The 24,513-nt window shown below is 60.8% G+C and carries 20 protein-coding genes; 16 read left to right on the top strand and 4 right to left on the bottom strand.

Translation table 11 applies throughout. The features are described 5' to 3' along the window. Positions 1-6 precede the first annotated feature (6 nt). The 11 genes from H0Z09_RS23560 (at position 7) to H0Z09_RS23610 (ending at position 11,914) form a co-directional block, all read left to right on the top strand. The gene (locus tag H0Z09_RS23560) at positions 7-732 is read left to right on the top strand and encodes an SDR family oxidoreductase (protein WP_186693904.1); all 726 of its coding nucleotides are present in this window, start codon (positions 7-9) and stop codon (positions 730-732) included. Next, positions 729-1,865 carry a hypothetical protein gene (locus H0Z09_RS23565; protein ID WP_186693906.1) on the top strand — a complete coding sequence of 379 codons (1,137 nt, stop codon included), beginning with the start codon at positions 729-731 and terminating at the stop codon, positions 1,863-1,865. Before H0Z09_RS23560 ends, H0Z09_RS23565 begins: the two co-directional genes overlap by 4 nt. Positions 1,866-1,872: 7 nt before the next feature. Then, the gene (locus tag H0Z09_RS23570) at positions 1,873-2,643 is read left to right on the top strand and encodes a class I SAM-dependent methyltransferase (RefSeq protein ID WP_186693908.1); all 771 of its coding nucleotides are present in this window, start codon (positions 1,873-1,875) and stop codon (positions 2,641-2,643) included. A gap of 10 nt (positions 2,644-2,653) precedes the next feature. After that, positions 2,654-3,883, top strand: coding sequence for an MFS transporter (locus tag H0Z09_RS23575; RefSeq protein WP_186693910.1), 1,230 nt, complete (start codon positions 2,654-2,656; stop codon positions 3,881-3,883). Next, positions 3,880-4,494 (top strand): adenylyl-sulfate kinase, encoded by a 615-nt coding sequence (cysC, locus tag H0Z09_RS23580; protein WP_186693912.1) that lies wholly within the window; start codon positions 3,880-3,882, stop codon positions 4,492-4,494. Before H0Z09_RS23575 ends, cysC begins: the two co-directional genes overlap by 4 nt. Before the next feature lie 110 nt (positions 4,495-4,604). Further along, positions 4,605-5,249: a CGNR zinc finger domain-containing protein gene (locus H0Z09_RS23585; protein WP_186693914.1), complete on the top strand. Its 645-nt coding sequence runs from the start codon at positions 4,605-4,607 to the stop codon at positions 5,247-5,249. 84 nt (positions 5,250-5,333) lie between these two features. After that, positions 5,334-5,834: a sigma-70 family RNA polymerase sigma factor gene (locus H0Z09_RS23590; protein WP_186693916.1), complete on the top strand. Its 501-nt coding sequence runs from the start codon at positions 5,334-5,336 to the stop codon at positions 5,832-5,834. Between the two features lie 26 nt (positions 5,835-5,860). Next, positions 5,861-6,814: a FecR family protein gene (locus tag H0Z09_RS23595; protein ID WP_186693918.1), complete on the top strand. Its 954-nt coding sequence runs from the start codon at positions 5,861-5,863 to the stop codon at positions 6,812-6,814. Between the two features lie 96 nt (positions 6,815-6,910). Then, positions 6,911-9,316 carry a TonB-dependent siderophore receptor gene (locus tag H0Z09_RS23600; protein ID WP_186693920.1) on the top strand — a complete coding sequence of 802 codons (2,406 nt, stop codon included), beginning with the start codon at positions 6,911-6,913 and terminating at the stop codon, positions 9,314-9,316. A gap of 218 nt (positions 9,317-9,534) precedes the next feature. Then, on the top strand, positions 9,535-10,344 hold the full coding sequence (locus tag H0Z09_RS27230; protein WP_189672292.1) for a hypothetical protein: 810 nt from the start codon (positions 9,535-9,537) through the stop codon (positions 10,342-10,344). Positions 10,345-10,996: 652 nt separating this feature from the next. After that, positions 10,997-11,914: a hypothetical protein gene (locus tag H0Z09_RS23610; protein ID WP_238340295.1), complete on the top strand. Its 918-nt coding sequence runs from the start codon at positions 10,997-10,999 to the stop codon at positions 11,912-11,914. Between the two features lie 96 nt (positions 11,915-12,010). Here the strand turns inward: H0Z09_RS23610 and H0Z09_RS23615 are convergent, their stop codons facing one another. Further along, positions 12,011-13,162 (bottom strand): MFS transporter, encoded by a 1,152-nt coding sequence (locus H0Z09_RS23615; protein WP_186693922.1) that lies wholly within the window; start codon positions 13,160-13,162, stop codon positions 12,011-12,013. A 353-nt stretch (positions 13,163-13,515) separates the two neighbouring features. On the opposite strand from H0Z09_RS23615, the gene H0Z09_RS23620 reads away from it, so the two are divergent. The 5 genes from H0Z09_RS23620 (at position 13,516) to H0Z09_RS23640 (ending at position 20,585) form a co-directional block, all read left to right on the top strand. Continuing rightward, on the top strand, positions 13,516-14,502 hold the full coding sequence (locus H0Z09_RS23620) for a diaminopimelate epimerase (protein ID WP_186693924.1): 987 nt from the start codon (positions 13,516-13,518) through the stop codon (positions 14,500-14,502). Between the two features lie 306 nt (positions 14,503-14,808). Beyond that, positions 14,809-16,827 (top strand): type VI secretion system tip protein VgrG, encoded by a 2,019-nt coding sequence (locus H0Z09_RS23625; protein WP_186693926.1) that lies wholly within the window; start codon positions 14,809-14,811, stop codon positions 16,825-16,827. Further along, positions 16,827-17,663: a DUF4123 domain-containing protein gene (locus tag H0Z09_RS23630; protein ID WP_186693928.1), complete on the top strand. Its 837-nt coding sequence runs from the start codon at positions 16,827-16,829 to the stop codon at positions 17,661-17,663. The genes H0Z09_RS23625 and H0Z09_RS23630 overlap by 1 nt, the downstream gene beginning before the upstream one ends. Next, a complete protein-coding gene (locus H0Z09_RS23635; RefSeq protein ID WP_186693930.1) occupies positions 17,656-18,420 on the top strand; it encodes a hypothetical protein in 765 nt (254 codons plus the stop codon). Before H0Z09_RS23630 ends, H0Z09_RS23635 begins: the two co-directional genes overlap by 8 nt. Positions 18,421-18,434: 14 nt before the next feature. Beyond that, positions 18,435-20,585 (top strand): lipase family protein, encoded by a 2,151-nt coding sequence (locus H0Z09_RS23640; RefSeq protein WP_186693932.1) that lies wholly within the window; start codon positions 18,435-18,437, stop codon positions 20,583-20,585. A gap of 8 nt (positions 20,586-20,593) precedes the next feature. On the opposite strand, the gene codA is transcribed toward H0Z09_RS23640, so the two are convergent. Genes codA through codB form a run of 3 tightly spaced genes read right to left on the bottom strand, consistent with a single transcriptional unit; the run spans position 20,594 to position 24,327 of the window. Further along, positions 20,594-21,829, bottom strand: a complete 1,236-nt coding sequence (gene codA / locus H0Z09_RS23645; RefSeq protein ID WP_186693934.1) for a cytosine deaminase — start codon at positions 21,827-21,829, stop codon at positions 20,594-20,596. 27 nt (positions 21,830-21,856) lie between these two features. Further along, on the bottom strand, positions 21,857-23,062 hold the full coding sequence (locus tag H0Z09_RS23650) for a PucR family transcriptional regulator ligand-binding domain-containing protein (RefSeq protein WP_186693936.1): 1,206 nt from the start codon (positions 23,060-23,062) through the stop codon (positions 21,857-21,859). Further along, complete coding sequence (gene codB, locus H0Z09_RS23655) at positions 23,059-24,327, bottom strand: cytosine permease (protein WP_186693938.1); 1,269 nt, start codon at positions 24,325-24,327, stop codon at positions 23,059-23,061. The genes H0Z09_RS23650 and codB overlap by 4 nt, the downstream gene beginning before the upstream one ends. Between the last annotated feature and the right edge of the window lie 186 nt (positions 24,328-24,513).

A 24,513-nucleotide genomic window follows, 5' to 3' on the forward strand; every position in this document is an offset into this window, starting at 1 on the left:
TGTTGCATGAAAAAGCTGATTATCACCGGGGCGGCCAACGGCATTGGTCGAGCGACTGTCGAAAGGGCGATTCAACAAGGCTACTTCGTTATCGGTGCCGACAAGGACGCCGAGGGTCTTGAAACGTTGCAAAGTCGCTATGGCGCTGATGTATTCGAGGCACATATCGCAGACTTTTCAGAGATGACCACTATCAAGGGTTTTATTCCCTCACTGTATGAGCGTCATGCCACTCTTTACGGCTTGGTTAATAATGCCGGTATCTACCACGGCAAAAGTGTCTATGCCTATTGCGATGAGCAAATAGACGAGATCCTCAACGTCAACCTCAAGGCCTTGGTTTACCTGTCCAAGGACTTCGCCGAGCGCGAAATGCGGCACGAAGCGCCGCGCAGCATCGTCAACATTGCCTCGGTGGCCGGTGAAGTGGGCAGCTGCGATGCCCTCTACGGTGCGACCAAGGCGGCGGTGATCGGCCTGACCAAGGCCAACGCCTGGAACTTCGCGCCGTTCGTGCGGGTGAACGCAGTGTCCCCGGCGCTGATCCATGAGACCGCGATCTACGACACCATCCCCGACTACCGGCGCGCCGAATATGCCCGCCAGGAAGTCCTCAAGGACCCCATCCTGCCCAGCGCCGTGGCCGAGGTCATTTTGCTGCTGGTGGGCGACGCGTTGCGTCACCTTACCGGCAGGGTGATCCCGGTCGACAACGGAGCCTACCCGCGATGAGCCCGTCGATCCGCAAGAAAAAACTGCTGCTGGTGGGGGCGGGCAACCTGTGCCTGCAGATCCTCAAGATTCTCGGGCCGAAAAACGCCTTTGACTTCGTGGTGCTGGGCCGTGATGAAGAGGCCACGATCCGGCTGTGCAACCTGGTTGCGCTGTCGTGCGCGCAACTGGGTCAGTTCATCAGCATCAAGCCGCTGACTGCCGACCTGACGGATATCGATAAGGTGGCGCAACGGCTGCGTGAAGAGGCGCCGGATATCCTGGTGAACTGTGCGTCGCTGCAGTCATGGCGAGTGATCACCGGGTTGCCCAAGCTGTCGTTCGAAAAGCTCGACCAGGCGCAGTTCGGCCCCTGGCTGCCGATGCACCTGACGCTGATGCATTGCCTGATGCAGGCGGTGAAAGCCTCCGGCATCACCACCAAAACCGTCAACGCGGCGTTCCCCGATGCGGTCAATCCAATCCTGGGGCGCATCGGCCTGGCGCCGGATATCGGCGTGGGCAATGTGGCCAACCTGGTTCCTGCGGTGCGTTTTTCCATAGCGCGGTTGCTCGAATGTGCGCCCGCCGAGGTGCAAGTGCAGCTCTACGCCCAGCATTATTTCAGCCACTACGTGCCACGCGGTGGCCTGCCGCCGCGTGCCAGTTACCGCTTGTTGTACGAGGTGCGCGGCCTGCCGCAGGCGCCCCGACTACCGGCCGAAGCGATCTTCGCTACGGTCAGGTCCGAGTTCCGTCGCCTGGGCGGGGTGGACGGGCAGTTCCTTACCGCGTGCTCGGCCGTCACGGTGATCGAAGGGCTGTTTTCCCCGACGCCGGTGCTGGTGCATGCGCCGGGCCCTCTCGGGCTTCCGGGAGGGTATCCGGTGTGGCTGCACGACGGGCGCATCCAGGTGCACTTCTCCGAGGCCTGCCCGCAGGACGAGGCGGTGCGCATCAACACCGTCTGCCAGAGCCAGGACGGCATCGACGCGATCCACTGTGACGGCTCCGTTACCTACAACCCGCAGTGCATGGCCGTCATGCAGTCGATGCTGGGCTATTCCAAAGACACCATGGCTGTCGAGCAAGCCGCCGAGTTTGCCCACGAGCTGGCGAGCAAGTACCGCTCTTTCAAGAATTCAACCTGGTAGGTGTGTGATGAATCAACTGTCCAGACACAAGCACAACGAAGTCGCCAGTTATGCCACGCAATACTCGAAGAATTTCGTCGAGCGCTGGGATGAGCTGATCGACTGGGAAAAACGCAAGGCAGGGGAGGGCGGCTTTTTTGAAAACCTGTTGCGCAGGCACGGCGTGCGCTCGGTCATCGATGTATCCACGGGCAGTGGCTTTCATGCCGTGCAGCTAAAGAAAGCGGGCTTTGACGTGGTCGCCACGGATGGCAGCAGCACCATGTTGACCAAAGCTCGGGCGAACTTTCGCAAAGCCGGCCTGGACATCAAGTCCCATTACCGCGACTGGCAATCACTTGACGCCCAGGAGCTTGGCCAATTCGACGCTGTGGTGTGCCTGGGCAGTTCGCTGTGCCATGTGTTCGAAGCCCACGATCGGTTAAACGTTCTGGCGAAGTTCAAGGCATTGCTCAAGCCGGGTGGCTTGCTGGTGGTGGATCAACGTAATTTCCTGGCGATTCGCGCGGGCAACTTCAAGGCCAGCGGTCACTATTATTACTGCGGTACGAACGCATCCGTCAGCTTGGGGCAGGTCGATGAGCAGGTGTGTGAGTTCATTTATCGCTTTGACAATGAGGAACAGTACACGCTGAAAGTCTACCCGTTGTTGCCGGGCGAGCTGGCCACTGAAATGCTCGCTTGCGGGTTTCGCGCCCATGAGAGCTACGGTGATTTCCAGAGCGTCTACGACATGATGCACTGCGACTTTGTCATTCACACCGCGCTTGCCGAATGAGACGCCGATGATGAGTACACTCGTACACAGCAACACCCGCCCATTGGACAGCGTCGTATTGGCGGTGGTCCTCACGGGCTTCGTGGCCAGCACCTACGGGTTCGGCGTTTACCTGTTCGCCAACCTGGTGGTGGACATGCGCCGCGACATCGGGTTCGACTACACCACGGTGGGCCTGATCACCGGCGGTGCGCAGATCGGCTTCCTGCTGTTTTCCTCGGTGACCAGCTACATCAGCCGGTATTGCGAGGGCTGGAAAATCAGCCTGGTGTCCACGGTGCTGACCTCCCTGGCGCTGCTGGGCCTGAGTGTCAGTCACAGCATCTGGTTGTCGGGCGCGTTGCTAATCCTGTTGGGTGGCTGTTCCGCCTCGGTGTACATCCCGTTGGCGGAAATCGTCACCAAAGGCTTCAGCCCAGGCAATCGCTCCCGGGTCATGGGGCTGATCTCCAGCGGCACCAGCTATGGCGTGTTTATCAACGGCTTGCTGGTGTCGTTCCTGACCTTGAACGGCGGCTGGCGCTCGATCTGGCTCACCGCCGGCCTGATCTCGGTGGCCCTGTGCGTGGTGGCCTGGTTTTTGTTGCGCAGCCTGGCGGTAAGCCAGGACACCGGCTTTTCCGACGCGCGCGCCACGACGTCCGACAATCAGCAACCCTGGCTCAGCCGCTCGTTGTACCTGACTTGGGGCATCGCCTTTCTCAACGGCATGGCACTTCTACCGTTCCAGACGTACCTGGCGCCGTTCCTTCGCGATGAATTGGGCGTGTCGGTGCGGGACGCCGGGTTTATCTGGACCACGATCGGTGCCGTGGGCATGGCGTCGGGCTTTCTGGTGGGCTGGATCGCCGACAAAGTGGGCGTGCGGACGTCGCTGGCGATGTGTTTCCTCAGTGCGGGGCTGGCCGCCATCCTGGTGTTTGGTTTCAACAGCCTGCCCTTGTTCTACCTGGCGGCGTTTCTGTTTGCGTTGGCGTTTTACCCCATCTTCGGGCTGGTCCCCAGTTACATCGGGCAAATCGTGCCGGTCAGCCGACTGACCCAGGCCTTCGGCATTGCCAATGTGCTGATCGGCCTGGGCGGGGTGTGCGGCAACTTCCTGGGCGGATTCTCCAAGGACCTGACCGGCTCGTTCTCGACCGTCTACTGGGTGGTTGCGCTGTTGCTGTTCGTGCAATGCGTGATGGTATTCCTGTTGGGCCAACGGCCTGTTTCGATAAAAGAGGGCGAGCAACCATGAGCTATTTTCCCGACAGCCCGGGCCAGAACCTGCATGCGTTCGCCTTCAGTCACGGGCGCGCCGAACACTCGCGGATGTCACAGAAGCCCGTGGTCATCTGGTTGACCGGCATTTCCGCGTCCGGCAAGTCGACTATCGCCGATGCGCTGGACGTCGCCTTGCACAAACAGGGGCGAATGACCGCGATTATCGACGGCGACTCGGTACGTGGCGGGTTATGCCGCGACTTGGGTTTTACCGACGGCGACCGCGATGAGAATATCCGGCGCGTGGCCGAAGTCGCGCGGTTGATGCTCGACGCGGGACTGGTGGTGATCGTCGCGCTGATTTCACCCTCGTCCGCCAGCCGGCACTGCGCGCGTTCGATTATCGGCAACGAGTGCTTTGTTGAAGTGCACGTCGACGCACCGTTGGAAACCGCCGAACAACGGGACCCCAAGGGCCTGTATAAAAAAGCCCGCGCAGGGTTGATCAAGCACTTCACCGGTATTGACGCCCGCTATGACGTGCCGGTGTTTCCGGAAGTCCACTTGAATACCCAGGCGCTTTCAGTGGAACGGTCGGTCGAGACCATTCTTGATTGGCTGACGCACAACGACGCTAACAGTTAGCCGTCTGTCTTTGCGCCGGCTTTGCGCCGGGGACACCCTCTGTCTGTCATGGGAAAAAACAAGGTAATCTGCGCCATCGCAGGGAGACCGCGTTTTTTCCGGGAGCAGGCATGACACATTTCACGGGCACCGCAAAATCGATCCGTCTGATTGGCGGGGCCCGGGTATTGGACTTTATCAATACCACCAACGGCCGTCGCCCCGGCACTGCGCTCAAGGTCGTGGAGGAACGGCTCACCAGCTTTCGGTTCTTCTTTGAATGGGCGCGTCATGCGTCCTTGGTCTCTGCCCAGGAATTTGATGACTACAAGCCGATGGTGTTCGAGTCATCGATGGCCTACCAACCCGACCTGGACCGCATCATTGCGTTCCGGGAATGCCTTTACCGGGTGTTTTATCCGTTGTCGTCAGGCGGCGTCGCGCCCGATGAGTCGTTGCAGCAGATCAACCAGGTGTTTGTGCAAGGTGTCGAGCGGCGCGTGCTGCGTTCCGTCGAGGGTAAGCCCGCCTGGGGGTGGAAGCCTTGTACCACCGCCCAGGAACTGACGGCCATGGTGCTGGGGCGTCTGGCCATAGAGGCTACACAACTGCTGGTGTCGGGTGATCTGCACGCGTTGCGCAGTTGCGGCGCTACCGACTGCGATTGGGTGTTCCTTGATATTTCGAAGAACAAGCAGCGCAAGTGGTGCCAGATGAGCGTGTGCGGCAGCCGCGAGAAACTCAGCCGTCTCAAGCAGGTGGGCGGCGCGCAGTAGTTTCAACGGCATCGGGCGGGTAGCAATTGCTCCACTTAATAGGAAGCATTACTATTCACGCCCCGCCTCCCCAGTGTTCCCGCGATGATCCCGCAGCCGCCCCGCAGAACAGGCTTTTTCGAACACTACGAAGAGTTGATCGGAACCTGGACGCGCCGCCTGCGAAACCGCCATCAGGCCGAAGACCTGGCGCATGACACCTTTGTGCGGGTGCTGGAGGCAGAGTCTTGCGAGGTTGCGCAGCCGCGCGCCTATCTGCATCAGACTGCGCGCAATATCGCGGTGGACGCCTATCGTCGCGAAGACCGCCGCGAGGCCATCACGCTCCAATCCCTTGATCAGCGTTCGCCCCACGGTGACGATCCGGAGCATGTCATGCACGCGATCGAATTGGCGGACTCCATCGAGCGGGCCTTGGCCGAGTTGCCGCTCAACTGCCGCCGGGTTTTCGTCTGGCAGAAAATCGAAGGCCTGACCCAGCAGGAAATCGCCGAACGCCTGGGGCTGTCAAAAAACATGGTGGAAAAGTATATGATCCGCACCCTGCGGCATCTGCGCGAGCGCCTGGACGCGATGGCGCCATGACTGCCCGCCCTGAAACAGGATCTTCCATGACGGATAATCGTGCCCGAGACGAAGCCGCGCAATGGTTTGTGCGCCTGCAAAACGCCGAGTTGAGCGCTGCCGAGCGTCAGCGCTTCGACGTTTGGCGCAAAGAGCATCCGGATCATCAATACGAATTCGACGTGCTGCAAGGCGTGTGGAGCGCCACCGACCTGCTACCCCAGGCGCGTCTGCAAGCGCTGTGCGAGGGCCCGGTGGAAAAGCCCAGGCGCCGCACTGTTTTGCGATACGCGGTTGCGGCCGGTGTGGCCGTGGTTGCGCTGGGGCTGGGCCTGTTCAGCGGCTTGGATCACCCCGGGTCCTACAGTGCCGAGTTCAGTACACGCGTGGGCGAGCGACGCCAAGTGGCATTGCCCGACGGCTCAGTGATGGATCTCAACAGCCGCAGCATCGTCGCGGTGCACTACGAACAAGGCCGGCGCGGCGTGGAGCTCAAGCAGGGCGAAGCGCTGTTCAGCGTCGAGCATGACAGCACTCGCCCGTTCGTCGTCGCCGCTGGGGCAGGGCAGGTGACCGTCACCGGCACGCGCTTCGATGTGCGTCGTGATGAAGACCGGACCCGTGTCGTGGTCGAAGCCGGTACCGTGAAGGTGCAAGGCCGCGCGCCGGATTCGGTGGTAACGCTGACGGCGGGGCTGGGCTCCCATGTCGACAACCAGGGGCTGGTCGCGGCCGCGTACGCTGTGAATACCGATGCGCTCACCGCCTGGCGCACGGGTAAGCTGGTGTTCAACAACGCTTCGTTGAGCGAAGTGGCGCGGGAGGTTTCGCGTTACCGCGAGCGACCGCTGCGGGTCAGCACGCCGGCCGTGGGCAACCTGCGCTTGAGCAGCGTGTTCAAGTCCAACGACACCGATGCCCTGCTCAAGGCCCTGCCGCACATCCTGCCGGTGGCCGTGCGCACCTTGCCGGACGGCAGCCAGGAAATTTTTTCACGCTGACGTTCAGGTTTTTTTCGAGTTCTTCGTCTTCTCCTGCAACTGCAACTGGTTTGCATTAACGGCGCATGCGCTTGCGATCACAGGACTAGGTTCGACGTGAAAAAACTCGCCCTCAACAACAATAAAATCTCCCGCTGGGCGCCGTTGGCCCTGGCGCTTGCGGTCAATGCCACGCTCCCATCGGCCTACGCCGCCGAGGCGATCCACATCCAGGCTCAGCCCTTGGGGAGGGCGCTGAGCCAACTGGGCCAGCAGACGTCCCTGCAGGTATTTTTCAGCCCCGACCTGGTCGCGGGCAAACAGGCGCCAGCGGTCGACGGCAACCTTTCCCCTGAGCAAGCTCTGCGCCAGTTGCTGCAAGGCAGCGGCCTGGACTACCAGATCGATGCCGGCTCCGTAACCCTGCGCCCGTCGAACAGTGGCTCCGGTGAAGCCGGCGCGCCGCTGGAGCTGGGTGCCACCGACATCAAGGTCGTCGGCGACTGGCTCGGTGACGCCAACGCCGAAGTGGTGCAGAACCATCCTGGCGCGCGTACCGTCATTCGTCGCGAAGCCATGGTGGAGCAGGGCGCGATGAACGTCGGCGACGTGCTGCGTCGTGTGCCAGGCGTGCAGGTGCAAGAAGCCAACGGCACGGGCGGCAGCGATATTTCCCTCAACGTCGGCGTACGTGGCCTGACGTCGCGCCTGTCGCCACGCTCCACCGTGCTGATCGATGGCGTACCGGCTGCGTTCGCGCCGTACGGCCAGCCACAACTGTCGATGGCACCGATTTCCGCCGGCAACCTGGAGAGCATCGATGTCGTGCGCGGCGCGGGTTCGGTGCGTTACGGGCCGCAGAACGTTGGTGGTGTGATCAATTTCGTGACGCGCGCCATCCCCGAGACGTTCTCCGGCGAAGTCGGCACTACCTTGCAGACCTCCGCCCATGGCGGCTGGAAGCATGTCGACAACGCGTTTATCGGCGGCACCGCCGACAACGGCATCGGCGTCGCGTTGCTCTATTCGGGGGTCAATGGCAATGGTTACCGCAACAGCAACAATTCCAACGACATCGACGATGTGATCCTCAAGACCCATTGGGCGCCGACCGATCAGGATGATTTCTCGCTGAACTTGCACTACTACGACGCCAGCGCCGATATGCCCGGCGGCCTGACTCAGCGGCAGTTCGACGCCAACCCCTACCAATCGGTACGGGACTGGGACAATTTCAGCGGGCGCCGCAAGGACCTGTCCTTCAAGTACGTGCGCCAGATCGACGACCGCACCCAGGCCGAAGTGCTGACCTACTATTCCGACAGCTTTCGCGGCAGCAACATCGCCAACCGCGACCTGCGCACCCTCGGTTCCTACCCGCGCACCTATTACACCTTCGGCATCGAGCCACGGGTGTCCCATGTGTTCGATGTAGGCCCAAGCACCCAGGAAGTCAGCCTGGGTTATCGCTACCTCAAGGAGGGCATGCATGAGCAAGCCACCAGCCTGAACCTGGTCAACAACGTACCGACGCCGGGCGGCCAGAATGACGGCCACGTCTACCAGGACCGTACCGGGGGCACTGAGGCCAACGCGTTCTACATCGATAACAAGATCGACATCGGCAAGTGGACCCTCACCCCGGGCATCCGCTTCGAAGACATCCGCACCGAATGGCACGACCGCCCGGTGGTCGCCCTGAACGGCACCCGTACCCAGGAAAAACGCCGTGAAATCCACAACAACGAACCGCTGCCGGCCCTCAGCGTGATGTACCACGTTTCCGACGCCTGGAAACTGTTCGCCAACTACGAGACCTCGTTCGGCAGCCTGCAGTATTTCCAGCTGGGCCAGGGCGGCACCGGCGACCAGACCGCCAACGGCCTGAACCCGGAAAAGGCCAAGACCTACGAGATCGGTACGCGTTACAACAACACCGTCTGGGGCGGCGAGCTGACCTTCTTCTACATCGACTTCTCGGATGAACTGCAGTACGTCAGCAACGACGTCGGCTGGACCAACCTCGGCGCCACCAAGCACACCGGTATCGAGGCCTCGGCCCACTACGATTTGTCAAACCTGGACCCGCGCCTGGATGGCCTGACCGCCAATGCCGGCTTCACTTACACCAAGGCCACCTCGGAAGGCGACGTGCCGTTCAAGGGTCGTGACCTGCCGCTGTATTCCCGTGAAGTGGCCACCTTGGGCCTGCGTTACGACGTCGATCGCTGGACCCATAACCTGGATGTCTACGCCCAGTCCGGCCAACGCGCACCCGGTACGACCAGCACCTACATGACCCAAGGTACCGCCGATGGCCAGTTCGGCGATATTCCCGGTTATGTCTCGGTCAACGTGCGCAGCGGTTACGATTTTGGCGAGCACTTGTCCAACTTGAAACTGGGGGTGGGCGTCAAAAACGTCTTCGACCAACAGCACTACACTCGTTCCAGCGACAACAATGCCGGGCTCTACCTGGGCGAGCCGCGTACATTTTTCGTGCAGGCCAGCGTCGGGTTCTGAGCCTGCATGCCCTGTGTGTGCCTGACACACATTTTTTGGGCGTTTAATCAACCGGTAGTGAGCCTTGATGTCAGAGGCTTCCTACCAGGATTCTGGAAGTTTTCAGCCGACGCAGGAACCGTCTCCCACAGTTCTGCCACACAGGATATGTCTGCCTGCGCCGGTTTTCCCGGCGGCTCGAGGTCAGGCACCTGAACACACCGAACCGGAGAACTAGAATGTCGGTATCAGCCTACAATCAGAGCGTCGCGCCGTCCCTCGATAACGCCTCCCTTGGAGACGCCAAGCCCCGTACCGAGCGGTCCGCCGCCGCGTCAACTGTCCAGGTCACGGTAGGCGTCAATTTCAGCTCGCAGTCCGGTCATTGCGGCCCGATCTTCGCAGGCCCACCGCCGCGTCCGCTTCCGGGTAACCTGCAGCCCAACCCCGGCCCGCCACCACGCCCGAACCCGACGCTGCCGGACCCTTACTACTCCAAGCAAAGCAACGAGCAGCTCGCCCAGCGACTTTTGAACAATTACGGCGCGTTCAAGGGCAACTGGTTTTCGCCCAACGTTACGACCCGCAGCCTGCAGAATGTGGCCGACCGACCATTGACCGGCAACCCCTACCAGGACTCGAACATCAAGTTGGCGAAGGAACTGCTGCGGCGCCCCGGATTGCTGCAATCGCTCGACCGCAATGGCAGCACCGGGGCACTGGATGGCCGTTTGACCAAGGACGATATCGCCAGCTTTGTGCGTTCAGACAACCCATTGAAGCTCAGTGACGACCAGCAACTCGTCCAGCAGATGCTGAGTAACTTCAACGCGCTGAAGGGCGGCTACTTCAGCAGCACGATCAAGCTCAGGGATCTCAATGCGCGCGCAATGCAACCGTTGACCGGCAACCCTTACACGGACCATCTCACCCAGTTGTCGAAGGAAGTCCTGGCCCGTTCGGACCTGATGTCGGCGATGGACAATATTATCGGTTGGCAACGCGACGGAAGGATCTCAAGACGGGAGCTATACGCACTGCTCAGGTAGACACCGGTTACGCTCTGCCGCGCACGACGCGGCAGGGGTTGGCGGGGGCTTGCGGCGGGAATACGCCCAGTCTTGCATGAAGCGTTGGCGAAATAGCACCACCCAGAAATATCCACCGGTCATTGATGGCGGGTGGGGGCCTTCATCTAGCGGATCAGGTCTGGACCATGAATTCCACATCATTTGAATCCCTTGACTCCCAGTACATCTCGACCCTGGCCGGGCTTGGGCAGGAAACAGAAGCCACAAGGACATCCCGGCCTCAGGCGCTCAATCTCACCTCCTTGCCCAAGTCCAGCTTCAAGGCACCCACTGCCGAGGATTTTGACAAGGGGGCTCGAGTGCTCATGGAGGAGTCGCCACCCAGCCCTGGGCGTTCAGCGTTTTCCAAATGGTTTAACAAATTATCCCGCCGCCAGGTGCCGTGATTCCCGCGAGCGGACTGTCCTTGGATGCAGACGCGACCCGTTGAGCTGGTTACAAACGCTCAAGATTCACTGGGGTGCGCCTGGCGCTCTGGACGCCAGCCTTCGGAACCATTGTTTTGCGGGCACCACTCAATCGGTGCTTGTGCCACGTTGATCTCGAGGCGTTTTCGAGGATCAGGCAATCAAGGCCCAGGCTTGGAATCCAGATAGGGTGGAGGTGAATCATGAGTGGCAGTGTCAGTAATCCAGGTTTCATGCATACGGTGGCATCAATGACACCTGGGCCGACGGGGAGTGGTCAGTCTCGCTATGAAGTGGATGCCCGCGCATTGGGTAAGCCGCTGCCAGCGATGCAGCCAATCAATGGCCGTTTTGCGAATGGTGCCGACCGGCACTTTGACGGCCAGAATCTGTACGGAGGTATGAGCAAGGTCGGGAACCCCTTTGTCAGCTCAGACGACCATTTGCTGGCGACCGATCTGAAGAACAATCTGTCCTTGCTGGACGCCTTCAAGAAAGATGGCCGCCTGACCCAGGGGTCTTTGCAGGAAATAGCCAAGGAGGAACCCAGTAGCAGCAAGGTCTCGGAGCGCACCATCATGTTGGCGCGGGAGATACTCAACCGCCCTCGGCTGAACGAGGCCATCATCGCAAAGGGTGGTGAAATTACCCATGAAAGCCTTGCCGATGCTGCCGGCTCACAGATCGGCAATACCAACCCCAACACGCAGAGCGCTGATCCGTTCCATGCGAAAACCGACGCACAGGTTGTCGAAGCATTTCGGGGGATGTTCGATGATTTACGGGACAAGTCGGAAGATTACAATTTCCTTTTCGGGGCACAAAAACATCGGTACGTGAACAAAAACACGATTATCGAAATGAGCAAGGATCCTAATCAACTGGGCAACAACGGTGAGCCTCTGCGGGATGCGCGCACCGGGTTTCCTTTGAAAAAATACAGCGAACAACAGGTATACCTGGCCAAGAATCTTCTGGAAAGACCCGGGTTGATGGCTTCTCTGGACAGTTATAAAGCCAATGGTCACAGCATCTTCGGCAGCCGTAATGACGATGGGTGGTTGAAGAACTACAGCATTGATCGCTGGCTGGAGAATGATAAGAAAGAGCGGGCCGTATAAGCGTAGACACCGCCTATCCCTGCAACCGTGGCTATCAAGCGCGCAGGCGCGCATGGGCAACCCGAAAGGCCCAGGCTGCTCGTGCGTGCCTTGCGTTCATACGCGCAATATTTTCCCACTGACCGCCACTGCCGTCAGCAACACACCTATCAGCAGGAAGGCGGTTGCCAGGCTGCTGCCATGTGCAATCAACCCGATCACGGCAGGCCCGGCCAATATGCCGGCATAGCCCAGGGTGGTAATGGCCGGCACGGCAATGTGTTCCGGCATGACGTTCTGTTTGCCGACAGCGGTATAGAGCACCGGGACAATATTGGAGCAGCCGGCGCCTACGAGTGCGTAACCCAGCAGGGCCAATTCCCAGGACGGCGACAATGTGGCGAGGAAGGTGCCGGCTGCCGCCAACGCGCCTCCGGCTACGATCACTCGGCTGGCGCCCAGCCGGCGCACGATGGCATCACCGGTCAACCGTCCGACCGTCATGGTCAAGGCAAATGCTGCATAACCCAGGCCCGCGTAGGCTTCGCCCAGGCCTCGCTCGGCGCTGAGGAACACCGCGCTCCAGTCAAGCACCGCCCCTTCGGCCAGGAACACGATAAAACACAGGCAGCCGATGAACAGCACCACGCCGTGGGGAATGGCAAAGGCCGGTCCGGAACTCTCACTGCCATAAGGCAGCAGGTGCGGCGCGGCCTTGAGCAACGCCGCCAGCGTAATGACGATCACCACCAGGGTCGCCTGCAGAGGTGACAGGCCCAGCCCCAGCAATGCCGAGACCCCGGCCGCACCGACAATCCCTCCCAGGCTGAACAGCCCATGAAAGCCCGACATCATGGTCTTGCCGCTGGCCCGCTCGACGATCACCGCTTGCAGGTTGACGGTGGAGTCCACCGTGCCCAAGCCGGCACCAAACAGGAACAACCCGATCATCAACCATGGAACCGAACTGACCGTAGCCAGCATCGGCAACGCCAGGCAGATCAAGATCGTCCCGGCACTCAACACGCGCCGGCAGCCATAGCGCGACGCCAGCGCGCCCGCCGCGGGCATGGCGATGATCGAGCCGACCCCCAGGCACAACAACAGCAGACCCAGCGTGCCTTCGCTCAGGTCGGCGCGGGCCTTGGCGTAGGGTACCAGCGGCGCCCAGGCCGCGATGCCGAAGCCGGCAATGAAGAAAGCGATACGGGTCGACATTTGCTCCAGCCGCCCGGGAACCACGGACGCTGGGATGGGGATGGCAGTCATGAAAAATCCTTGGTATTGCGTTCGATGAACGGTGTGCGGCGCGACATCGTTGCACATCAGGCCTTGACGCGCGAGCAGGGTTCCCTCGGGATTCCGGGTGGTTGTGAATTTTATTTTTACAAACCTGGAACGTCAGCTTGGCCGGCAACCACACAAGCGGTATCGAGGGTGCCGGAGGCGATCTGGAAGGTGCGTAATCCCTCGCGGGAGCTTTTGAACCCCTGGGTTCTCGCGTTGGATTACGCACCTTCCAGGCCGCCTCCCATTCACGGTACGTTCTGTAATACGCTGTTGCCTGCATAGGCAGGCAAGCGGATGAACCCTACGATGAAAAGTTTCCGGCGACCGGCGCCATGACCCGGTTCTACGACGCTCGAGGCAATATCTATGCGGTAGTCAGCCCGGTCTCATTAAGGGATAAGGGTATCGACGTGCCCGAGAGCGCTTCCTTGGCCGCGCAGGCTCGCCACCGTTGGACGGCATCGGCCATTGCCGCGCAATGCGGTTGGGGCTCGACACCGCGCCCGCCCGGCGCCAAGGCGCATCGCTGTGACGGCCTGCTGGTCGGGCCGTTCCAGTGCGAGCCGCCGTTTGACCTGCTGATCGTCAACACCGACGGCTCCCTGGCGGAGCGCAGTGGCAACGGCCTGACGATTTTCGCCCAGGCACTCACCGACCAGGCCCTGATGACCGGCGCCTGTGAGCTGCGGGTGCATCACGACAAATCGGATGCGCTGTCCCCGGTGTCGACACAGGTCGAGCCGGCAGTTCGCGAACAGGTTGCGGGGTTCTGGCTTGAACTGGGTTTACCCACGTTCGGGGCCGGGAGGGTGGGGGCCGAGGCGGTCGCCCAGGTGTGCCTGGGCGAAACGCAACTGAGCCACGTGAGCGAACTGGCGGCGATTAACCCAGGGTGGGCCACCAGTCAGTTTGTGCGGGTGGGCAATCCCCATTGCGTGACGCTGGTCGAGCAGGTATCCGCATTGCCGGATAACGCACAGATGCACAAGCCTGGCCTGTTCGAGCCCTTGAAGGCGATTGCCTTCGCCCCTCCGGCGGGCGGCGGTCGGCCCTGTGTGGCTGGGGTCAACTTGCAATGGGCGGCGCGACAGCCCGGCAACCGAGTCATCGCGCGGGTGTTCGAGCGTGGCGAGGGGCCCACTGCCTCTTCCGGGACCAGCGCCAGCGCCGTGGCGTGTGCAGCCTGGCGTGTAGGCTGGGTCGAGAGTGGCGAAGTCGACGTGGTGATGCCGGGTGGCATTGTGCCGGTGCGCTTGCACACTCAAGGCAAAACATTGCTGAGCGTCAGTCTGTTTGGGGCTGCGCAACCGCAGGCCTGAGGCTTCTTAACGGCTGACGCTGGGATCTGGTGTCAGCCGTTTATCTATCCGTTAGTCATTTCCGTGAAAGTTTAAGTAGGACATTTCTTATTGTTAAGAAGTGGCTCTTTGACTTGCTTGCTTATTTCTTAACAGACACTTCCAACTCAGGCGTACGAAACTTCTTTTTTATTTTAAATCGGCCGATTTTTGCCTGGAATCGCTAAGCTTCAGGGCGTCCAGGCACCTTTTTGCGGCAACTTTTCCGATGTTTCAACGCGAGGAAGTACGCCAGGACGTTCATTCATTAACGGCGGGTAACAACGGATGGTTAACGCGTTTGTTTCGTCACGTTTCAATATGATCCTTCCAGGCATGAATATCGATTTGCCCGTACTGGCATTCAAAGGCAGCGAGGTGCTTGATCAACCGTTTTTCATCCACGTGCAGGTAGTGAGTGAAAACCCTGCCCTGGACCTGGACAGCGTGCTCCACCAGCCTGCCTACCTGGATTTCGGCGAAATGTGCGAAGGCCTGCATGGGCAGGTTTACGCCGTTGGCCGCAATGATCCAGGCCGGCGCGTCACGCGTTACCACCTGACCCTGGCGCCACGCCTGGCCTATCTAGCGCACCGGCGCGACCAGCGGATTTTCCAGCAGCGCAGCGTGCCACAGATCATCGCCATGGTCCTTGAGCAGCATGGCATCCTCGCGGACGCCTATAGCTTCGAGCTTGGCCCCGTGGTTTATCCGCCGCGCGCATTTTGTGTGCAGTATGCCGAGAGCGACCTGCACTTCATCCAGCGCCTGTGCGAAGAGGAGGGCATTCATTACCATTTTCGTCACAGCGCGGATGCGCACCTGTTGGTCTTTGGTGACGACCAGACGGTGTTCCGTCGTTTGCCCGCGCAGCGCTATTGTGCCGACGGCGGGCTGCCAGCCGATGCGCCGGTTATCCAGCGTTTCGAGGTGCGCCTGGCCACTCGTAGCCAAAAGACAGTGCGCCGCGATCACGACTTCCAGCATCCCTCGCTGCAGTTGCAGGACAGCGCGGGTCCTGCGTCGACAGGCCGCCTTGAGGACTATCGTTACCCCGCAGGCTTCACCGGCCGCGCCCGTGGCAAGCAATTGGCGCGTCGTGGGCTGGAGCGCCACCAACGCGACCGGCACCGGACGTTGGGCAAGAGTGATCAACCCGCGTTGCGCAGTGGGCATTTCCTTGAAATGCGCGACCATCCCGATCCGTCCTGCAACGACCTTTGGCTGATCACTTCGGTACGTCATGAGGGTTATCAACCGCAGGTGCTGGAAGAAGCGACTCCAGCGACCGATGGCGTCCAGGGGTATCGCAATCGCTTTACCGCGACGCCGTGGCAAGCCGTGCACCGCCCGCCCATCAAGCATCCCAAGCCGACCATCAATGGCAGCCAGACCGCAACGGTCACCGGGCCAGCCGGCGAGGAGGTGCATTGCGATGCCTACGGCCGGGTAAAAGTGCGCTTTCACTGGGATCGCCTGGACACGTCCGACGACAAAAGCAGTTGTTGGGTCCGGGTTGCCTCCGGGTGGGCCGGTGACGGGTTCGGCGCGATGATGATCCCGCGGGTGGGCATGGAGGTTCTGGTGACGTTCCTGGAAGGGGATCCGGACCGGCCGTTGATCAACGGTTGCCTGCCGAACGCGCTGCACCGGCCGGCCTATTCCTTGCCGCAGCACAAGACTCGCAGCGTCTTGCGCAGCCGCAGCGTCCTGGGTGGGCAGGGCTCCAACGAACTGTTCCTTGAAGACCGTCGTGGCGAAGAGCTTATTTACCTTCGGGCGCAACGGGACCTGGAGCAGCAGGTCGGCCATGACAGCCGGTTGGAAGTGGCGGGAGAGCGGCGGGAAACCATCCATGGCATCAGCACGGTTCATCTGCAAAGCGAGGAGCATCGCCACGTCACCGGCGATCGCAACGTCGTGCTCGAGGCCAACGATTACCTCGATGTACGAGGCGATAGCCGGACCCACGTGGCGCAGACCCTGGTCGTCGAGGCCGGGCAGCAGCTTCACCTCAAGTCCGGCGCCAGCCTGGTGATCGAAGCCGGCGCACAACTGAGCCTCAAGGCGGGAGGGGAGCACCTGGTCATCCAGGCGGGCGGCATCTTCAGCAGTCGCCCCATTACCCTTGGCGGTGCTCCGTCCGCGACCGGGTTGGCCAATGCGTTGATGGTGGCCGAAATGCCAAAAATGTCTGAAGTCCAGGGCCGCATCATGACCTTGTCCAGGCAACTGGGGGCGGATTACTGCCCGTTGTGTGAACGCTGCCGCGAAGGCCTGTGTGATCTGCCGGGGAGGGCCGCCTGATGCAGAACATGCCAGGCCGATGGATGGATCAACAGCAGCAGGCGGGGCGGCGACTGTGCTTGATCCTTGAGGGGCAGCATGAAGCTCTTCAGCCGCTGCTCGCGGCGCGCGATGTGTCAGGGTATCGCAGCCTCTACGCCGAGACCGCCCTGGCGGAATTGGCGGCGCAAGGCCCCGTTATCCTGCTGCTGGAACGGATGAACGAGCCCGCGCTGCTCAACCTCCTGCACCAACCCGAGACGAACTGGGGCTGGCTGGGCAGCCTGCCCAGCGAGGACCTGGCTGCCGTGGCTCGGCACTGGCGCGACCGCCTGCTGGTGGGGGCGCCAGGCGAGCAATCGCTGTACCGCTTTCACGATAACCGCACCCTGGCGCGCGCGCTGGCCTACCTCGACCGGGACCATTGCCCACTCTTTCTCGGGCCATTGATCAGCGTCTGTTACTGGCACGACGACCGTTGGCAGTGCGACGAAAACCCGGCCCCCGGTGAATATCCGGCGCCCGACCCCGCCCCTTGGCTGAGTGCGCCAAACCCGAATGCCGAAGCCATCCTTCACGCCAACATTCTGCGTTATCTGTTGGCCGAGCACGGCGAAGACTTGGTGGCACTGGTGGAATTCCAGGACCCGAGGGTCTGGCTGACCCAGGTGCTGGAGCAGGCGCGCGCCTGGCAATGGCGGGCGCCGGAGCAACTGGAGTTTTTGGTGGTGCGAAGGTTGGAGGAGGCCACGGGAAACAGCTTTATACGGTGGCAACCGAAAGAGGAAGAAGCACCCCAGGATCACTTTCAGCGGGTGCTGGAGCAGTGGAAGTTGATGGGGAAAAGGGATGAGTAAAAGATGGTTTGGCGTGTTGATTGTGCTGGGGATGGCGGGCCTGGCGGGATGTGCGGGAAAGCCGGTCGATAGCTTCACATTGGAGGTGGATCTGCCAGCGGAATTTCGCTTTATCGGCGCCGCCTACTACGGTCCCGCGACGAGACAAACCTGTACGTTGCCGAGGCGTCGAGGCAAGAGACCGGAGCGGAAAATTTTTATTGCGCGTTACAAGCCTGTGGCTGAGCGAGTGAGTTTTGAGTTGCCGCTGACTGAGGTGATTGAAGGTTGCCCTACGGTTTTGCGGAGTGTGGAGTTTGATATTTATGCGAAGTGGGGAAAACGAGATACGGATGTTGGGGGAGATATTGCAGGTTTCTCGATTCGAGATCCTTCGCCCGCTGAGATATCTGCAATGCCAGAAACGGGTGTTCATGAACTGCGCGGGCGGTGTCAGTGGTTGTTTCGAACTGTAGGGCCGCAGCACGCGATCAGGAAAATTCTTACATGCGGTTCTTTGGATGCAGCGGATCAATCGCCAAGGTTTGTGCATCGAGATCAGTTAACAGAGAAAACACTCAGGATTGCACTGACTGTAATTGATAAGGAAGAACCAGCTGTTGGTGATAACTGGGTAGTCGTACCAGGCGGCTGGAGGCGTTGTAGAGGTAGAAGTTTTGAAGACCTTGATGCGTTTTGTAACGGCAATACCTCCGACTTCAAACCCATAAAAATGCCGGATGGTCGCGTATGTGATGTTTATCCATCGTGTAAATAACAAGGAGCAAGTTCATGAAGCTGGATGCACGGAAGCAATCTTTTTTCAGTGATAGCAAACCGGCCTGCTCATTGCGAGGGCATTGGGTGAGCTTTTGCCTGGTCGATGAGCTGGGCGTTGGAGCGGCATACGGTGGTCTGCCCTACACCGTCCACGATAGCGCAGGGCAGCAGTACAAAGGCAGGCTGAATGGAGAAGGGTTTGCCAAGCTACATAATATTTACTGCGGACCTGTGGTGCTGGTTTTTGACGAATTGTATTCAGGAACAGAGCAGCCGTATCAGCGGCTGATGGTGCGCCCCACTTACAAGCTCCCTATCACCGAGCTTCAAGTTCGGGCTGAGCAGACTCGGTTTGCTGGCTCTGACGGTCGGCGCACCGAAGGGAGTGGAGCTCAGCAAACGGCCAACCGATTCTATCAAGTTGAAGTACGAGATTTGGTCCGCCATGTCGCGCACTTACCGCCGATTGAACCGCGAACTCATCAGCCCCAACGGCATGCATTAGAAATGATGGCAACTCTGGGATTTAGTCCGCCGCAGCCGACGTTGGCGGGGGTGATGTTATTTCCCAATTGCCACACTGTTCTGGAGGTTAGGCCGCTACGAGCCCTGCGGCCATTGCTTTCAACGGAAGACGGGTTCTGTGCGTTGAATCTTTATCAACTGGCGTTGATGGCCTCCTTGAGTTATTGCAGCTTCGGCCAGGAGCCACCCCAAAAGCCCCAAAACGAAGTTCGCTTCCCGCTTGATCCCAGCGTCGGGCACCTTTTCGCTGAAAAGCTCTCGGGTTATCATGAAGCCTGGCGAGTCGATGCAGAACAACAGCAGCGCTTCTACCCCCTTTATGAGGAGGTGCCATACTCTCGACGCTTCGAAATTCTGCCCTTCGATCCTGTGATGTATCCACAAAACCGACCGGAGCTGGGCGAGAAGCAAGAGCACCCGGCGCGGCTGCACTTTTTCGACGATAAAGAGTTTGGTACCGATACTCAGGCTTTTATCAGCCATCACGAGGAGGTGATCCTGATTGCGGTACGTGGCACCGCCAGTGCCGCTGATGGGCTGCGGGATGCAAATGCTCACCAGGTAACTTTCGCTGAAGGCGTAGGCAAGGCACACGAAGGTTTTTATCAGGCTTATCGTGCGATGCGCGATTTCGTATTGCGCTATCTCGACCAATTTCACACCGATCAACGAATAATTATTTGCGGTCATAGCCTGGGGGGCGCAATTGCTTTGCTTCTCGCCGAAGGCCTGCGTCGAGCAACGGAGGGCAACTACAACATCCTCCTCTACACCTACGGCGCCCCCCGCGCCGCCGACGCGGAATTCACCGCAGGCGCCTCCACCCTGGTCCACCATCGCATCGTCAATCACAACGATCCGGTCCCCAGTGTTCCAGCCCCGTGGATGAACACCACCGCCAAACTCTGGATCCCTGGTGCCGTCACACTGTTCAGCGCCCCCGCCCCGGGCGGCCTGCTATTCGCCGCCGGCCTGGTTCGGTTGGGCGGCAACCCCTACCAGCACCATGGCGAACAACAACACTTCATGCCGATCATGCTGCCGGATGGCACGCGTTCATCGGTTCTTTGGAAGCCCGGTTGTGAATCCATCCAGGAGGCCGGCTGCAACCGAGCGTTGCAACTCCACGGTGACATGCCCGGCCGCGATAACCTGCTCAAACAGCTGTTCCAGGCCAATCAGCACTTCATGACCGCCAGCTACATCCCGGCTGCCTGGGCGACGCTGCGTCGCTGGCAACAAAGCCAGGAAAGCGGCGGCCCCTTGGTAACGCCAAGAGAGTTCGAGTTGCTCGACCAAGCACTCGAGGACATGCGCCAGCAACTGCGCAACAAGCGCCGCGAACTCGCCCGTCTGCGCCCCGCCAACGACCGTGGCTATGAGCACAACAACGCCTTGAACAGCGAGATCGATCGCTTGCACACCAGTCGCGAGCGCCTCGCAACCCTGCGCTGGCGCCGGCTTGAAGCCCGTGATGTCTACGGCAGCCACGCCCACGGCGCCCACTTGCAGCCCAGCCTCAAGCGCTGGTTCAGCCACCGAGAAAACCGCGAGCTGTCGCAAGTCGCCAGCATCCCTCCCGCCATGAACGACGAGTGGGGGAGGGCACAGACGCTGGATATCGATTCGATCGTATGACCCGGGCTTTACATGAACTCCACCTGCGCGGGCTGACGCTTCATCAATATGTTGCCGTTGCGGATCGAGTACAGCGGCAAGCCCTGGCTGCGGATGACCTCGTAGTCGCTGTCCGCCGAGAGGATCAACAGGTTCGCCGGCCGTCCCGGTTCCAAGCCGTAGCGGTCACCCAGGGCCATGGCCTTGGCACTGTTGTCGGTTACCAGGTCGAGGGCGTTTTGCAGGTTGCGGTAGCCGAGCATATGGCAGATGTGCAAACCGGCTTCGAGCACCCGCAGGATGTTGCCATTGCCCAGGGGGTACCAGGGATCGACGATGGAATCCTGGCCGAAGCACACGTTCATGCCGGCTTCCAGTAGTTCATTGACCCGGGTGACGCCGCGGCGTTTCGGGAAGGTGTCGAAGCGGCCTTGCAGGTGAATGCTTTCGGTGGGGCAGGAGACAAAGCTGATACCCGAATGCCCCAGCAGGCGGAAGAGTTTGGCGCAGTAGGCATTGTCGTAGGAGCCCATGGCCGTGGTGTGGCTGGCGGTGACGCGCTCGCCCATGTCGCGGCTGCGGGCTTCTTCGGCCAGGACTTCAAGAAAGCGCGAGTGCGGGTCGTCGGTTTCGTCGCAATGCACGTCCACCAGGCAACCGGTACGTTCGGCCAGGTCCATCAGGAACTTCACCGAGTTCACGCCTTGGTCGCGAGTGTACTCAAAGTGGGGGATACCACCGATCACGTCGGCGCCCAGGCGAATGGCTTCTTCCATCAGTTCGCGGCCATTGCGGTACGACTCGATACCTTCCTGGGGGAATGCGACGATTTGCAGGTCGATCAGGTGGGTGGTTTCTTCGCGCACCTGGAGCATGGCCTTGAGTGCCGTGAGGTCCGGGTCGGTGACGTCGACGTGGGTGCGCACATGCTGGATACCGTGGGCGGCGAGGGCCTGGATGGTCTTCCTGGCGCGGGTCTTGGTGTCTTCCTGAGTGATGGTGGCTTTGCGTTCGCCCCAGCATTCGATGCCTTCGAACAGGGTGCCGCTCATGTTCCAGCGTGGCTCGCCGGCGGTCAGCGTGGCGTCGAGATGGATATGCGGCTCGACGAAGGGTGGGATCACCAGGTTACCGGCGGCGTCCAGGTCGTCGGCTGCGGCAGTCGGTGGCCGCGATTGCGGCGTGATGCTGGCGATCCGGCCATGTTCCAGGTGCAGATCATGCAGGCCTTCACGGTTGCGCAGGCGGGCGTTGATGATGTGCATGGGCAAGTTCCTCTTGGCTAAAGACAATCAGGCAGACAGTCGCCAGATCATCAGCGCAATGCCGATGTCCAGGCGATCATTAGCATTATCCAGCGTCAGGCCGCACAGGGCCTCGATGCGCTGGACGCGGTGGGTCAAGGTGTTGCGATGCACGGCCAGCCGCTGGGCGGCGGCCACCAGGTTACCATTCTCGTGAAACCAGGCTTGCAGGGTGGGCATCAGGCTGGGGCCATGGTGCGCGTCGTGGCGCAGCAGTGGGCCAAGGCGTTCGTTCAGGAATTGGTCGAGCAGGGCGCGATCACGGACACCGCTGAGCAATTTGAGCACGCCCAGTTCGTCGTACACGCACAGTCCGGCCCGCTCGCTGAAGCGTCGCGCAGCGGCAAGCGCCTGACGGGCTTCATCCTGCGCCTGGGCCAGGCGTGCCGGTGGATGAGCCGCGGCGCTCAGGCCGACGAACAGTTTCAGTGGCGCCAGGCGCAGGTTCAGCGGTTTGAGCCAATCGGCCAATTGTTGGCGGTTGGCCTGCGCGGCGACGGCATCCGGCGCAGGCAGCAGCAGCGTCCATTGCCCGGCTCGGCCATGTACCGGCACGCCTGCCGAGAGTTGACGCAATCGGCGGCTGATGCCGTCGTGTTGCCGGGCCAAGTGCGCCTCGACAGACGCCGCCGCACCTTGGGCAAACAGCAGCTCACTGCCCTCCAGCTGCAATTGAACCACCTGCCAGGACCCGGCCAACGGCATGCCCAACTGCGCGGCCCGGTGCAGCAGCAGATCCAGGGATTGGTAATCGCCGGCCAGCAAGCGCTCCAGCACGTCATGCCGTGAGCGCCCTAATTGTTCGGACTGGATCAGCGCCGAACCAATCGCCTGGGTCACCAACACCATTTTCAGCGAGTAAGGCTGCTCGATCAGCGGCATGCCGGCGGCTTCGGCGGCAGCGAGTAAACGCTGCGGAATCGCCTGGATATAGGCAGGCCCGGTCAGCACCACCAAACCTGCAACCTGACGTTCGCAAGCCTCTTCCAGCAATTGCAATAAGTTGGCTTCATCGCGCGGATGATTGATCCCGGTGACAAACACCAGCTCGCCGCCCAGCACCCATTCGGCGATCCCGCTGTTTTCGGCCACATAGGGCCAGCGCACGCCATTGTCCAGGCCCGTCTCACCCGCGCGCAGGCGCATGGATTCCAGGCCTGGCAGGGCCAGCACGTCGGCGACGGTCAGGCTCATGCCCGGGCGTCAGCCAAGGACACGCGCACCCGTAGTACGGCGGTGAGCGCGATGTAGGTCAACGACGCGACAACGATCCCCACCAGCGGCGCGACCCAGGGCGAGTTGAACGCCAGCACCGTGCCCACGGCATAGGCCACCAGCCCTGGCCAGTTGAACGCCGGCAGGCGCGCGTCCGCCAGGCGTGGATAGCGGCCGCGATAGCGATAGAAGAAGTCCGCCATGATCACCCCGCCAATCGGTGGGATCACCGTGCCGAGCAGAATCAGATACGGCACCAGCAGGTCATACATGCCGAGCAACGCCAGCAGGGTCCCGATCACGGCACCGGCCAGGGTCACCGTCTTGCGGCGCTTGGTGCGCAGCAGGTTGCAACCGGCTACCGCGAAGTTGTAGATGGTGTTGTCCTGTGTGCTCCAGATATTGAGCAGCAGCATGGCCATCGCCGCCATGGCGAAGCCTTGCAGCAGCAAGACTTCAACCACGTCCGGCTGTTGATAAACGATGGCGCCATAAGCCCCGATCAGCACCATCAAGCCGTTGCCGATAAAGAAACCGATCAAGCTGGCCAACACCGCCACCTTGGCCGAGCGTGAAAAGCGCGTCCAGTTGGTGGCCTGGGTCGCACCGCTGACAAACGTGCCGAACACCAGGGTAATGGCCGTGGACAAATCCAGCTCACCGGTCGGCACCACTGCCAGCAACCCATCCAGGCCGCCGACTTTCACCGTGGCCACCCACATCGATAGAAACAGCAGGATGCCCATGGCCGGCACCGCGATGTAGGACAGGATCTCCAGCCCGCGATAACCAATATAGGCCGTGGCGCAGAACACCAGGCCAAACACCACCATCAGCGCCAGCACGCTGCCCTGGCTCAACTCGAAATACTTGCCCAGCACCACGGCGGCAGTGGCGGTGCCCCAGGCGTACCAGCCGATCTGGGTGAAGCCCAGGATCAAGTCGCTGAGCTTGCTGCCCACTTCGCCAAAGCAGAAGCGCCCCATCAATACCGAATTAAGCCCGCTCTTGAACGCGATATAACCCAGGCCTGCGGCGTAGATACCCAGCAGCAGGTTACCCAGGGCCACGACACCGAGCATGTCGGTAAAACTGAAGGCCACGCCCAGCTTGCCGCCGGCAAACATGGTCGCGGTAAAAAAGGTGAAGCCCAGCAGCACCATGGCGGTCGATGCCAGGCCCTTGCGCGCATGCATCGGGACTTCGCTTAAGGGGTAATCGTTGCCCGGTTCTTGCTGCGTCATGTGCCTTGCTCCTGAATGAGTGACGCAGGCCCGTTGCACCGCGCGTGCCAAAGCGGCAAGCAGTGACGGGCGCACGGCGGGCGTTGTGCACTGTGCACAGTATTTATAGCCAAACAGGGGGGAAGCGCTGGAGGAGATGTTCGTAATGCCCAATCGGGCACGAAAGCGGTGCAGCGGTGATACAAA

It is taken from the genome of Pseudomonas sp. SWRI18 (assembly GCF_014268345.1).
Lineage (GTDB): Bacteria > Pseudomonadota > Gammaproteobacteria > Pseudomonadales > Pseudomonadaceae > Aquipseudomonas > Aquipseudomonas cedrina.

Bases quoted from the DNA above. Each gene is read 5' to 3' on its own strand.
- H0Z09_RS23615 (WP_186693922.1), bottom strand. From the start codon at position 13,162: ATGACTGCCATCCCCATCCCAGCGTCCGTGGTTCCCGGGCGGCTGGAG.
- H0Z09_RS23595 (WP_186693918.1), top strand. From the start codon at position 5,861: ATGACGGATAATCGTGCCCGAGACGAAGCCGCGCAATGGTTTGTGCGC.
- H0Z09_RS27230 (WP_189672292.1), top strand. From the start codon at position 9,535: ATGTCGGTATCAGCCTACAATCAGAGCGTCGCGCCGTCCCTCGATAAC.
- H0Z09_RS23620 (WP_186693924.1), top strand. From the start codon at position 13,516: ATGACCCGGTTCTACGACGCTCGAGGCAATATCTATGCGGTAGTCAGC.
- codB (WP_186693938.1), bottom strand. From the start codon at position 24,327: ATGACGCAGCAAGAACCGGGCAACGATTACCCCTTAAGCGAAGTCCCG.
- H0Z09_RS23565 (WP_186693906.1), top strand. From the start codon at position 729: ATGAGCCCGTCGATCCGCAAGAAAAAACTGCTGCTGGTGGGGGCGGGC.
- H0Z09_RS23630 (WP_186693928.1), top strand. From the start codon at position 16,827: ATGCAGAACATGCCAGGCCGATGGATGGATCAACAGCAGCAGGCGGGG.
- codA (WP_186693934.1), bottom strand. From the start codon at position 21,829: ATGCACATCATCAACGCCCGCCTGCGCAACCGTGAAGGCCTGCATGAT.
- H0Z09_RS23650 (WP_186693936.1), bottom strand. From the start codon at position 23,062: ATGAGCCTGACCGTCGCCGACGTGCTGGCCCTGCCAGGCCTGGAATCC.
- H0Z09_RS23585 (WP_186693914.1), top strand. From the start codon at position 4,605: ATGACACATTTCACGGGCACCGCAAAATCGATCCGTCTGATTGGCGGG.
- H0Z09_RS23625 (WP_186693926.1), top strand. From the start codon at position 14,809: ATGGTTAACGCGTTTGTTTCGTCACGTTTCAATATGATCCTTCCAGGC.
- H0Z09_RS23640 (WP_186693932.1), top strand. From the start codon at position 18,435: ATGAAGCTGGATGCACGGAAGCAATCTTTTTTCAGTGATAGCAAACCG.
- H0Z09_RS23610 (WP_238340295.1), top strand. From the start codon at position 10,997: ATGAGTGGCAGTGTCAGTAATCCAGGTTTCATGCATACGGTGGCATCA.
- H0Z09_RS23590 (WP_186693916.1), top strand. From the start codon at position 5,334: ATGATCCCGCAGCCGCCCCGCAGAACAGGCTTTTTCGAACACTACGAA.
- cysC (WP_186693912.1), top strand. From the start codon at position 3,880: ATGAGCTATTTTCCCGACAGCCCGGGCCAGAACCTGCATGCGTTCGCC.
- H0Z09_RS23560 (WP_186693904.1), top strand. From the start codon at position 7: ATGAAAAAGCTGATTATCACCGGGGCGGCCAACGGCATTGGTCGAGCG.
- H0Z09_RS23635 (WP_186693930.1), top strand. From the start codon at position 17,656: ATGAGTAAAAGATGGTTTGGCGTGTTGATTGTGCTGGGGATGGCGGGC.
- H0Z09_RS23575 (WP_186693910.1), top strand. From the start codon at position 2,654: ATGAGTACACTCGTACACAGCAACACCCGCCCATTGGACAGCGTCGTA.
- H0Z09_RS23570 (WP_186693908.1), top strand. From the start codon at position 1,873: ATGAATCAACTGTCCAGACACAAGCACAACGAAGTCGCCAGTTATGCC.